General features: G+C 41.8%; 8 protein-coding genes and 2 pseudogenes. 5 read left to right on the top strand and 5 right to left on the bottom strand.

All coding sequences use genetic code 11. From position 1 onward, the window contains the following. Positions 1-18: 18 nt before the first annotated feature. The 4 genes and pseudogenes from ENH88_RS14480 to ENH88_RS14465 form a co-directional block, all read left to right on the top strand. Positions 19-231, top strand: a pseudogene (locus ENH88_RS14480) (allophanate hydrolase); the annotation flags it as partial. Between the two features lie 96 nt (positions 232-327). Next, complete coding sequence (gene pcp / locus ENH88_RS14475) at positions 328-996, top strand: pyroglutamyl-peptidase I (RefSeq protein ID WP_304183216.1); 669 nt, start codon at positions 328-330, stop codon at positions 994-996. Positions 997-1151: 155 nt separating this feature from the next. Continuing rightward, positions 1152-2825: an asparagine synthase B gene (gene asnB, locus ENH88_RS14470; protein ID WP_304183214.1), complete on the top strand. Its 1674-nt coding sequence runs from the start codon at positions 1152-1154 to the stop codon at positions 2823-2825. After that, complete coding sequence (locus ENH88_RS14465) at positions 2809-3657, top strand: PhzF family phenazine biosynthesis protein (protein WP_304183212.1); 849 nt, start codon at positions 2809-2811, stop codon at positions 3655-3657. Before asnB ends, ENH88_RS14465 begins: the two co-directional genes overlap by 17 nt. A gap of 26 nt (positions 3658-3683) precedes the next feature. Here the strand turns inward: ENH88_RS14465 and egtD are convergent, their stop codons facing one another. Together egtD and egtB are read right to left on the bottom strand one after the other, a co-directional pair. Further along, entirely contained in the window at positions 3684-4655 is a 972-nt protein-coding gene (egtD, locus tag ENH88_RS14460) for an L-histidine N(alpha)-methyltransferase (protein WP_304183211.1), read from the bottom strand. 2 nt (positions 4656-4657) lie between these two features. After that, on the bottom strand, positions 4658-5887 hold the full coding sequence (gene egtB / locus ENH88_RS14455; protein ID WP_304183209.1) for an ergothioneine biosynthesis protein EgtB: 1230 nt from the start codon (positions 5885-5887) through the stop codon (positions 4658-4660). A gap of 507 nt (positions 5888-6394) precedes the next feature. On the opposite strand from egtB, the gene ENH88_RS14450 reads away from it, so the two are divergent. Further along, positions 6395-7975: a BCCT family transporter gene (locus tag ENH88_RS14450; protein ID WP_304183208.1), complete on the top strand. Its 1581-nt coding sequence runs from the start codon at positions 6395-6397 to the stop codon at positions 7973-7975. A gap of 61 nt (positions 7976-8036) precedes the next feature. On the opposite strand, the gene ENH88_RS14445 is transcribed toward ENH88_RS14450, so the two are convergent. The 3 genes and pseudogenes from ENH88_RS14445 to ENH88_RS14435 form a co-directional block, all read right to left on the bottom strand. Beyond that, the gene (locus tag ENH88_RS14445; protein ID WP_304183206.1) at positions 8037-8747 is read right to left on the bottom strand and encodes a 3'-5' exonuclease; all 711 of its coding nucleotides are present in this window, start codon (positions 8745-8747) and stop codon (positions 8037-8039) included. A 3-nt stretch (positions 8748-8750) separates the two neighbouring features. After that, the gene (locus ENH88_RS14440) at positions 8751-10646 is read right to left on the bottom strand and encodes a DUF294 nucleotidyltransferase-like domain-containing protein (RefSeq protein WP_304183205.1); all 1896 of its coding nucleotides are present in this window, start codon (positions 10644-10646) and stop codon (positions 8751-8753) included. A gap of 93 nt (positions 10647-10739) precedes the next feature. Continuing rightward, positions 10740-12164 (bottom strand): annotated as a pseudogene (locus ENH88_RS14435) (efflux RND transporter permease subunit); the annotation flags it as partial. Positions 12165-12269: the final 105 nt, after the last annotated feature.

The following is a 12269-nucleotide window of genomic DNA, read 5'->3' as shown; positions in this document are numbered from 1 at the left end:
AGATGTGTATAAGAGACAGAGCCAATAGTATTGCTTAATGATGGCCAAACGACCGGCGGCTACCCGTTACTTGGCACCGTTATCAGTGCCGATCTTTATCATTTTGCGCAGCTAAAACCGGGTGATAGTATTAACTTCTGCTATGTCGATTTAGCAACCGCAAATGCTGCACAAGCCAAGCTAAATGCGCACTTACAACAACTTGCTATTGCACTTAAAAATAAGCATTAACATCAGTGCGGTACTTTAAATGCACAGACCATGCTATAAAGGTGCAAGTGCCGCTGTTGGCAATTAATATTATTCTGATCTATAGGGTGGTTTGTAATGACTAAACTGACATCAAGTATGCCTTGTGTATTGATCACCGGCTTTGCGCCATTTGCAGGGGAGTCAATTAACCCCTCTTGGCAAGCTGTCAGCAAATTGGAGGACAGTTTAATAGCAAAACACCGCGTTATCACTTTAGAATTACCTTGTGAATTTAAGCATTCATTAGATGTGCTATACCAAGCGATAGAGCAACACCATCCAGTCTTAGTGCTCTGTACTGGCCAAGCTGGTGGACGCAGCGAAATTAGCATAGAGCGCATTGCTATTAATATTGATGATGCACGCATGAAAGACAATGCCGGGCAACAACCGATTGATGCGCCAGTCATCGCAAACGCGCCTATTGCCTACCTTGCAAACCTACCAATTAAACGTATGTTGCTGGCATTACATCAAGCTGAGATCCCTGCCGCTATTTCAAATAGCGCTGGCACCTATGTCTGTAATCACGTGATGTATGGCCTATTGCACCATATTAATCAGCACGAACCACATATCAAGGGTGGCTTCATTCATATTCCGTATTTACCCAGTCAAGCGGTGCACCATAATGGCGCACCAAGTATGAGTAAAGACACTGTTATAAGTGCTCTAAAAGTGATGATCAACGAAGCGATCAGTGCAAAACAGGATATAAAAGTAGCAGCAGGCACCACTCACTGATCAAGTTGGTGCAAGCATGCTCGCGGTGGTGCATAAATTATTCTAAAAATATTGTAAAAGCTATGTGACTTAGTTAATTATTTCTGTTAAAACAAAGGTGAATAGTTAGGTATTTTAGGCCTAACTAACACACATGATAGGAATGAGGAGTTACTATGTGTTCAATTTTTGGTGTATTAGATATAAAGTCTGATCCCGCCCCATTGCGTACGCAAGCAATTGAAATGTCAAAATTATTACGTCACCGCGGGCCTGATTGGTCTGGCGTATATTCATCAGAAAAAGCTATTTTAGTGCATGAACGCTTAGCCATCGTTGGCGTTTCAAGCGGCGCACAACCTTTATATAACCCAGAAAAAACTCATATTCTAGCGGTTAATGGCGAAATTTATAACCACAAAGAGTTAGCGGCTAATTTAGAGACTGATTTTACCTTTCAAACACAATCAGATTGTGAAGTTATCTTAGCGTTATACAAACAGAAAGGGCCTGAGTTTTTAGACGACCTAAACGGTATTTTTGCCTTTTGTTTATACGATGAAGAACAAGACGCCTATTTAATCGGCCGTGACCATATCGGTATTATTCCACTTTATACTGGCCACGATGAGCATGGTAACTTTTATGTTGCCTCAGAATTAAAAGCATTATCGCCTATTTGTAAACACATTGAAGAATTCCCTCCAGGGCATTTTTTATGGAGCAAAGATGGTCAATTGCGCCCATATTATGCCCGTGATTGGCAAAGCTTCGATGCCGTTAAAGATAACAGCGCAAAAGCCGAAGACGTCAAAGATGCACTTGAAGCCGCCGTTAAACGTCAATTAATGTGTGACGTACCTTATGGCGTGTTGTTGTCAGGTGGTTTAGATTCATCCGTTATTTCAGCTATTACCCAACGTTTTGCAGCAAAACGTATTGAAGATAATGATGAAAGCGATGCATGGTGGCCTAAGCTGCACTCTTTCTCAGTTGGCCTTGAGGGCTCCCCAGATCTAGCGGCTGCACAAAAAGTAGCGGATATGATAGGGACGGTTCATCACCCGATTATATTTACGATCCAAGAAGGGATTGATGCCCTGCGTGAGGTGATTTATCACATTGAAACCTACGATGTAACCACCATTCGTGCCTCTACGCCAATGTACTTAATGGCGCGCCAAATCAAAGCGATGGGTATTAAAATGGTGCTCTCTGGTGAAGGCGCCGATGAGCTATTTGGTGGTTACTTATATTTCCATAAAGCACCAAATGCACAAGAATTCCATGAAGAGCTAAACCGCAAAGTGTCTAAACTGCACATGTTTGATTGCTTACGCGCCAATAAATCAATGGCGGCATGGGGTGTAGAAGCCCGCGTCCCTTTCCTTGATAAAGAGTTTGTTGATGTTGCAATGCGTATCAACCCTGAAGCTAAAATGTGTAAAGATGGCAAAATTGAAAAACATATTTTACGTGAAGGCTTTGACGGCTACTTACCTGATGAAGTGTTATGGCGGCAAAAAGAGCAGTTTTCGGATGGTGTTGGCTACAGCTGGATTGATACATTAAAAGAGTATGTAAACGAGCAAGTAACCGATCAAGAGCTTGAAAACGCAAAATTTAAATACCCTATTAATACACCCGATTCAAAAGAAGCGTATTACTACCGCAGTATTTTTGAATCTCACTTCCCAGGTGATGCAGCCGCCAAATGCGTACCACATGGTAAGTCAGTCGCCTGTTCAACACCTGAAGCGTTATTATGGGATGCATCATTTCAAAATAATGCCGATCCATCAGGTCGTGCCGCAGGTATTCATAACGACGCCTATGCGCAAAAGAAATAATAAGCCTAGTCGCTTATTAAATCTGGCATTAACTCACAGACTGCACAAAGCCCCGCGCTTTGTGCAGTTTTTTGCTATTGAGCAAGTTTTTAACGATACAGCGAGACGCTGTAAAGGCTCGTCTGCGTTAATTGTTATTTATAAAACCGGGTTAACAACTCGACTAATGCAGCGCATTGCAAACAACACCGCTCAGCCCGCCACCGTATTTTTAAATCAAGCCAATATCAAAAAAAATCACTGCCCTATTCGTTGGTTTAATCACAGCCATGAGATCAGCCGCTGTGGTCATGGGACACTCGCCGCAGCACTGTTTTTACAAAAATGGCAAGGGTTTAGCCCAAACGCTTTTTATACAAAGACAGGGGAAGTATTTAACATCAGAATACATCAACGGGCACTGCAACTACAATTAGCCACCATTGATAGCACCGAGGTACAAACAGAGGCTCTACTGCAACAAGCCATTGCGGCCACAATAATGCAAAGCTATAAAACCGCAGAAATTAACGGCTACAGTACTGTGATGATTAACAGTGATCAGCCTTTAAAAACACTCGCGGTAAATACAGCACAATTACGACACTACCCAAATGCAGTGATTGTATTGCAACAGCGCCAAATAGCTAATCAAACCACACAGTGGCATTTTCGATATTTTGCTCCCTACTATGGCGTTGATGAAGATAGCGCCACAGGTTCAGCCATCAGTATCATTGCCCCCATAATCAAACAATACTCTGCACAAACACATGGCCAGCTTTGCCAAGATTCTGGTGCAGGGGCAACCATTAATTACCGCTTAAAAAACAGTAGCGTCATTATCGGTTAAATAATAAATGATGAACTGTACATTGTTTAAATTGGCCTCAATAAACACAATGCAAAATACCCCTGCTCGTCTTGCCACGTTTGCTCTAAACGTAATTCAGCTTGGGCGCTAAGTTGAGTAAATGCCTGTAGTGCGTATTTATGGGAGTTTTCCGTATGGATACTTTCACCTTGAGAAAAGCTAAATAATTCGCCATTGACGCTGACTGTTTGTTCACAGTTACTGATCAAATGCATTTCAATGCGGCTTAATTTTTCATTAAACCGTGATTGGTGATGAAACTGGCTAAGATCAAAATCAGCATTTAATTCAGCATTAATACGCTGGAGCAAATTTTTATTAAATGCCGCGGTGACGCCTTGTTTATCATCATAAGCATCAAGCAATACTTGGCGGTCTTTGAGCAAATCAATGCCAATCAGGACATAGCCGTTAATACCACATAAGCGATGGAAATTTTTCATGATCTCAATGGCTTTTAGCGGTGAAAAATTGCCTATTGTTGAGCCTGGAAAATACACGAGATTCGTTTGACTATCCAATTGTGTTGCACGGCTTAACTGCTTTACCATTTGGCTATGAGTAAAGTCCCCCAACAACGGCGAAATAGCTAACTCAGGAAATAGTGGAGATAAATGAGCCAGTGAGTAATTAAGCATTTCACTAGAGATCTCAAATGGCACAAAACTTTTCACATTCACTAAGTGCGCTAACAAATAAGCAATTTTTTTACCTGAGCCACAACCAGGCTCTATGATTGATAAGTTATCAGGAAGCAACTTGGCGATTGCTTGGCTGTGCTTGGTTAAAATGCTGAGCTCTGTGCGTGTTACATAGTACTCATCAAGCTCAGTGATCTGCTCAAACAAAGCAGCCCCGTTATCATCATAAAAGTACTTACAGGGTAGATTTTTTTGCTGCTGTGACAGCCCTGCGATAACATCGTCTAAAAAGCGGTTATCAATTTCAGTTGTCGTTAATGTTGTTACTTGGCTCATGCTCAATCCTTAGCGAGTCTAATACCACTGCGCATCCATGCTTGGTGTGGATAATAGAAATTGCGATAAGTTAGTCTTAAATGATTTTGCGGGGTAAGTTTACAGCCTCCGCGCAAGACCATTTGGTTCGCCATAAATTTACCATTGTACTCCCCTGCCACACCTGCTATTGGCTTAAAGCCTGGATACGGTAAATAGGCACTGTTTGTCCACTGCCAACAGTTATCAGTGAGCTGGGTGATAGTTTGCGCCGCATTACTGTTAGCCACGCTTTCCCATTCAAATTCGGTTGGGAGGCGTGCTTGTGAGTAATGTGCAAAAGCGTTTGCTTCATAAAAGGTAACATGGCTTAGCGGCTCATTTAGCGCCAAAGGCTGTAGTCCAGCTAATGTAAATTCAAACCACTCATTATTTATTTTATGCCAATAGAGTGGCGCGGTTTGCCGAGCATTATTTATCTGCGCCCAACCATCACTGAGCCAATGCTCTGGGTTTTGGTAACCACCATCTTGTATAAACGCCAAATACTCACCATTGGTAGTTAGCCGATTAGCAAATTGAAATGGCTGTATAAGCACTTGATGGGTTGGTCGTTCATTGTCGTAGCTAAATGTTTGCTCAGTAGCACCAATATTTGCAGTATGCTTTGAAAATGCCACAAAGCAAAGAGGACTGGCTTGCGAAACAGGATTTTCTCTACGGTTATTGCTAGTGTCGCAATAAGCAGGAAACAATGGATTAACTGAAAAGTTATATTGAATGTCCATCAGCATTAGTTCTTGGTGCTGTTGTTCATGGTTTAGTCCTAACTCAATAACGTGCTTTATAGACTCGCTGCACGGTGCACTCAGTAATGCAATCACCGCCCGGTCTACATATTCTCTATAGGCAATCACGTCATCTAAACTAGGCCGCGATAAACTTCCTCTGCAGGCGCGCTTAAATTGTTCACCTATACCGTTATAATAGGAGTTAAATAAAGTTTTAAAGTTAGGATTAAATACGCTGTAGTGTGAGCTGTGGGCAATTAGCAAAAAAGTTTCGAAAAACCACGTCGTATGCGCAAGGTGCCATTTACTTGGGCTTACATCTGCCATAGCTTGTAATTGGCAATCTTCTGCTGATAATGAGTTTATTATCGTCACGCTATGGTGTCGAACACACTGGTAATGCTGAGCTAATTGATGCTCATCAGCGGTGTTTTTAGTGTTCTCTTTGCCATGGTTACTCATAGTAATGACTAAATTCCTTATCGCTACTGATTAGTGATATAGCTCACCCTACTGTTAAATCATATTCATATTACGCTTTCATTACTGCGTCTATAAAACGCCAATCCCGTGCAACTGCCTTTTAAAACTACAAAAAAATAATAGCTCAATTAACCACAAAAAACAGCTGCGATTACTTTAACAAGCAAACTAATTTTTGACCTTTGCCGAATTTTGTACTTTTATATAAAAACATAAAAATAGTCACAACGGCCATATAAGCCGCTCTTTAACGACAAAATCATTTACATTTGGTATTTAACTCATACACTAGTAGCTGTATGATCATCTTTTAAATTAGTTAGTCTTCAAATAAATTAGAGTATCAATTATTACCTAACCTGAACTTTGCTTTAAAGATTTACTCACATAGTGATTTATTATCCGAAGCTCAAGTTACTTAGACTAATTAAATTAGGTATGTTGCTGGTAACAAGCAGCTTGTTAGGACAACAAAAGAGGTATTGCATGAAGGATAATCATGACAAGTATAGTATCGACAATACGGATTACACCGTAGGTCAGGATAACGTGCAAAAATGGGGGTTTGATATACATAATCCTGTTTTTGGCATTAGCGCGGGCCTGATTGTCATCTTTTTAATCGCCATTCTCGCTACCGATCCACAAACTGCAAAAGCAGCACTTGATGGTGTGAAACTCGATATAATTAATAATTTTGATGCCTTGTTTATGTGGGCTGCAAACTTCTTCGTTATTTTTTGTTTAGCACTGATTGTTTCTCCTTACGGAAAAATCCGTTTAGGAGGCAGTGATGCTAAGCCTGCATATAATCGTGTGTCATGGCTCGCGATGTTATTCGCTGCGGGCATGGGTATTGGCTTAATGTTTTGGGGAGTCGCTGAACCGGTTGCATATTTTACTGGTTGGTATGAAACACCACTGAATGTAACCCCCAACACCCCTGAAGCTGCAAAGCTGGCTATGGGGGCGACTATGTTCCATTGGGGCCTGCACCCTTGGGCTATTTATGCTGTAGTTGGCTTATCACTCTCATTCTTTGCGTATAACAAAGGCTTACCACTGTCTATTCGGTCAATTTTTTACCCAATATTGGGCGATAAAGCATGGGGCTGGCCTGGTCATATCATTGATATTTTAGCGGTACTGGCAACTTTATTTGGCTTGGCAACCTCATTGGGCTTAGGCGCTCAGCAAGCGTCTGCGGGGATAAACCACGTATTTGGTCTCGAAGGTGGCATTGGCTCACAAATACTCGTTATTGTCGGCGTCACCCTACTGGCTGTTATTTCTGTTATACGTGGCATCGATGGCGGTGTAAAACTCCTTAGTAATATCAACATGCTAATTGCTTTTGCCTTATTGGTATTTGTTTGCTTAGTTGGCTTTGCTGTTGCGATGGGTAATATTCCTAGAACCTTTATGGGTTATGTAGAAAATATCATTCCATTAAGTAACCCACATGGCCGTGAAGACGAAACATGGATGCATGGCTGGACTGTATTTTACTGGGCTTGGTGGATTTCGTGGTCACCGTTTGTAGGCATGTTTATCGCTCGCGTATCGCGTGGTCGTACTATTCGTGAATTTTTGATTGCGGTATTACTTATTCCAACATTGGTTACAGTATTATGGATGTCAATTTACGGCGGTATTGCAATTGATCAAGTAGTCAATGGTATTGGTGCACTTGGTCTAAATGGGTTAACCGATGTCCCGATGGCTATGTTTCAGATGCTAGATGAATTACCTATGTCTAATATTTTGTCTGTTATTGCTGTGCTATTAGTTTTAGTGTTTTTTATCACTTCATCTGATTCAGGATCATTAGTAATAGACTCTATCACTGCTGGCGGGAAAATCGATGCGCCAGTACCACAACGTATATTTTGGGCATCTATTGAAGGCGCTATCGCAGCTGCGCTACTGTGGATTGGTGGTACACAAGCAATCGAAGCACTGCAAGCAGGTGCAGTCTCTACCGGTTTACCATTTACAATTGTCTTGCTGTTTATGTGTTTAAGCCTTATTTTAGGCCTGAGAACTGAGCCGTTACCGGCTAAATAACACGCTATGTAAAATAACAAAACGCCGCAAATTTGCGGCGTTTTTTATTTAAGCAAGCTAATTAACTCCATAACTGCGAGATCGGTGTATCTTCTCGGTAATGGTGACTCAATTGTGCTTGTAACAGTTCAGCCGTTGCTAATGCGTCAGTGAGTGCGTTATGGTTTTTATACACAGGTAATGAATAGCGCTGGCGACAATCACCTAATCTAAGCGATCCTAACTTAGAATTAAATAACCAACCTAGCAAACCCTGCCTCGCTTTTAGGGCTTTGCGTTCAATTTCCATGGTATCGACCAAGGCAAAGTCAATCCCCTCGTTAAGCCTAAGTAACAGTGCAGTATTTAAGAAGTGGCGCTCAATTGCGGCATAATGTACAACAACAACCTTACCACTGAGTGCTTGCAATAATGGCTCAATAATATGATTAAAATCCGGTGCATCGTCAATTTCTGAATGCGTTATGCCATGTATTACAATGGATCCCTCATTAAAATTACGCCTAGGGCGGACAACCCAATGACGACTATCTTTGCAATAGATACGCTGTAAATTAAAAGGAATTAAACCAACGCTGACGATATCATCACTGGTGCTATCTAAACCAGTTGTTTCAAAGTCCATTGCAACAAAGGGCACATCTTTAATTGCTGCGAACTTATCGCTAAAAGCAGCTCCATAAAAGCGTTTGATTGTGTCATTTTGAGCGCCACTTAATAAATTTTTATAACGTGTTGCCCAATCAATCACTGTTTGCTTTTTGAAAGCCATAAATTACTTCACCCCAGCATTTGCTGAGTAACTAAATTTCAAATAGCTTTGTGCTTTTTCTAAAATTGCAAAAGCTTCTTTTAAGTTACGCTGCTCAAAAGGCGATAATAAATGAGGGTCTAAGTCGTTGTCGGGTTCTTCTCCCTGTTCAATTTGCCACGCTTGATGACGGATCCGCATCATGGCAATATATTCCAGCGCATCTCGCAAATCTTGTGCTTTGCCTTGTGGTAGAAGCTTGGCTTCAATAATGTCTTCTAAGCGTTCGAACGAGTTTTGCTTACGTGAGCCAACCGCCAATGCGTGAACCCGAATAACATCTGAAAGCGGCGCTGTGCCTCTGCGTTTTAAATTCATAGAACGTTTATGCTGACCATTGTGCTCCATAACAAAGCCTTTAAAAAATCCTAATGGCGGGGTTCTGTTACGAGCATTGGCTGCCATATTAGCTAAAAATACGCGATTAACTTTGCTTTGTTTGGCAATGAATATTTTAAGCTCATCGGCCCATTTGGTTTTCCCCCACACACCGTCTAAATCAAAAAATATGGAGCTATTTAATAAGGCTTGCGGTTTAGGTTGCTCTATCCACTGAGCAAATTGCTCAAACCATTGTGCGCGTGTTTTTCGCCATTTTTTAAATGACGCCATTATTTCGCCATCACAATAGGTATAACCACATTGCGCTAAACCATCACAAACAAAATCGGCAATATTTTGAAAATACGTATCATGAAGTTCATCATCATAATCATCATCTAGAATGAGCGCGTTATCTTGATCAGTCACAATCAGTTGCTCATCCCGCGCCATTGAACCTAATGCGATAAAACAGTATGCAACCGGAGGCGGCCCATACTTTTCTTCGGCTAATACCAGTAACCTTTGTTTAAAGGTGCGGCCAATCACAGCCATTGCCGTGCCAATCATATGCGAGTTTGCATCTTCATTTACCATCCGTACAAACACATTCGGCAGCTGGCGTGCATAGTGTGTTAAATCTTCAATCGATTGCTGCGCCAGTATGCCGCGTACTAACAATAAGCTGCTTTGTGATTCATAGCGTAAAATATCAGAAAGAGAAATAACCCCAATTGGACGGCGTTTTTGCACCACCGGTAAGTGATGTAAGTTATCTCGTAGCATCGCAAGTACGGCTTCGAAAACATAGGCATTGGCATCTAATAAAACCAAATTTGTAGACATTATCGTATGCGCGGGGGTATCAAATGCAAGGCCATGGGCAATGACTTTGGTACGCAAATCTTTGTCTGTGATAATACCCACAACTTGACCATCATCTTCTTCTGGGTCGTCGTTTATAGGTTTGCTACTGTCAGTCACTAAAACCGATGACACCGATTCATCTGTCATAAGTTGGGCAACTTGTTGCACCGTTGAATCAGTATTAACTGTCACCACATCACGGTGGATCAACGATTTTACTTTTGCTGTGGTTAAATCATTACCATCGGCTTGTTCAACAATGGCCTGATGTAAACGAACATTACCATCCGTTTCAAAATAGTCGGCAAATGAATCAAATTCGTCGCAATAGCGATTAAATAGTTCAACATTAATGCAATAGACTAACGTATCTTCAAGTGCTTTGGCTGGAAAACGAACCTTGCGATTCATCAGTAACCCCATTTGACCAAATATACCCGCTGTAGTTAAACGATTATCAAGCTCCCCATTACGGCGATACATTTCAACAGAGCCGCTTCTGATCACATAAAGATCGGCAATATCTTGACCAAATAATAAAATATCGGTATGTGCTCTAAAATAGGCGACTTCAACCTGTTGCGCGAGCTCATTGAGTGCTTTGTTCGGCAGGCTGTCAAAAGGTGGGTGTTGTGCTAAAAACTGCGCGATTTCTACTTGTTCGGCTTGCATAAAAAAACCTGTTGGGGATAGCTTTCCCAAGTGTGAGCCTAATTAACTTATTTTTCAAAGATAAATAGTTAATTAGGCTATTTTAATTGTGATCTACTGTACTTTATCAAGCTCCTGCGCAAGTTGCTTACTTTCATCACCACGAGGGGTGGTAAAGCGCGCTAAGCCCAAGTAAATTACCGGTGTTAAGTACAAAGTAAACAGCACCGCTAAAGACAAGCCACCAAATACCACCCAGCCAATTGCATTACGTGCCTCAGCCCCTGCCCCAGTTGATAATATCAGCGGCAGTGCACCAAGTAAGGTCGATACTAAGGTCATGGTAATTGGTCTTAACCGTACCAATGCCGCTTGCTCTACCGCTTTACGCACGGTTAAACCTCGGTCGCGCAATTGGTCAGCAAATTCAACTAACAAAATCGCATTTTTAGCAATCAAGCCAATTAACATTACCAAGCCTATTTGCGAGTAAATATTAAGTGAAGTCCCCGTCAGATACAGCGCTAAGATTGCTGAGGTGATGCCAAATGGTACTGTGATCATCACCACTACCGCACTGTTTACGTTTTCAAATTGTGCAGCCAGTACTAAAAATACGATTAAAAATGCCAGTATATAGGTAATAAACACTTCATTAGAGGTTTCTTCAAACGTCAATGCTTCACCTTTGAATGCTAAGCTAATACCACTTGGCAAGGTTTGTTCAGCAATCTCGCGTAGCTGCGAGACTAACTCTGCAATACTCATATCTTCTGGCAATTCCATATCCAATTCGATGGCACGGCGCTGTGCATGGCGTTCAAGCTCTGCGGCAACGCCTTCTTCGCTAATAGTAGCCACACTGCTCAATGGCACGAGTCCACCATTCGCGGCACTGACATATAGATTAGCTAAATCACTGGGATCTTTAATGGTTTGATTTTGTGCTTGCAGAATAATAGGTACAGATTGGTCACCAATATTTAAATCAGCAATATCATCGCCATTTATCGCAGCACGTAAGGTGATTGATATATCACTCAGTGACACGCCTAATTCCTCTGCACGGCGTCTATCAATATTAACCCGCAATTGCGGCTGCGATGGCTGATATGAAATACGCACGTTGTCAATCGATGGGATCGTCTGCTCAACCTGCGCAGCAAAATCTTGTGCTGCCTTATAAATCTGCAGGTAATCTTGCCCTAATAACGCCAGCTCAATCCCGCCACCTTGACCGCGCAAATTTAAACTATTGGAACCATTAGGATACCCCGCTGCGCCAGGTACATTACCCAATGGTTCACGGAGTTTATTAATGATCTCTTGCTGGGTGAAATGGCGCTCATCCCAATGTTTTAACGGTACGGTGATAAACACGATATTCGGATCCCATTGCCCTACCACAGTATAAATGGATTCTATTTCACCACTTTCTACATACGGCAATAAAATGTCTTCCATTTGCATTGCTTGGCGATCCATAAAGTTTAAGCCAACGCCATCAGGGCCACGGGCAAAGATACGAATTTTGCCGCGCAGGTTGAGCAGACGATCCCATCGATTGACAACGTGCGTATTTCATATCAGCCATCGCAGCCGCAATTGCGGGTTAATATTGATAGACGCCGTGCAGAGGAATTA

The sequence above is a fragment of the Pseudoalteromonas prydzensis genome (assembly GCF_011050055.1).
Taxonomy (GTDB): Bacteria; Pseudomonadota; Gammaproteobacteria; order Enterobacterales; family Alteromonadaceae; genus Pseudoalteromonas; species Pseudoalteromonas prydzensis_A.
The sequence above is the reverse complement of the archived record's forward strand: the minus strand, read 5'-3'. Positions and strand labels throughout refer to the sequence as shown.

What these genes read in the sequence shown, in the direction of transcription:
- ENH88_RS14450 (WP_304183208.1), top strand. Translation starts at nt 6,395, where the DNA reads ATGAAGGATAATCATGACAAGTATAGTATCGACAATACGGATTACACC.
- ENH88_RS14445 (WP_304183206.1), bottom strand. Translation starts at nt 8,747, where the DNA reads ATGGCTTTCAAAAAGCAAACAGTGATTGATTGGGCAACACGTTATAAA.
- ENH88_RS14465 (WP_304183212.1), top strand. Translation starts at nt 2,809, where the DNA reads ATGCGCAAAAGAAATAATAAGCCTAGTCGCTTATTAAATCTGGCATTA.
- asnB (WP_304183214.1), top strand. Translation starts at nt 1,152, where the DNA reads ATGTGTTCAATTTTTGGTGTATTAGATATAAAGTCTGATCCCGCCCCA.
- pcp (WP_304183216.1), top strand. Translation starts at nt 328, where the DNA reads ATGACTAAACTGACATCAAGTATGCCTTGTGTATTGATCACCGGCTTT.
- egtB (WP_304183209.1), bottom strand. Translation starts at nt 5,887, where the DNA reads ATGAGTAACCATGGCAAAGAGAACACTAAAAACACCGCTGATGAGCAT.
- ENH88_RS14440 (WP_304183205.1), bottom strand. Translation starts at nt 10,646, where the DNA reads ATGCAAGCCGAACAAGTAGAAATCGCGCAGTTTTTAGCACAACACCCA.
- egtD (WP_304183211.1), bottom strand. Translation starts at nt 4,655, where the DNA reads ATGAGCCAAGTAACAACATTAACGACAACTGAAATTGATAACCGCTTT.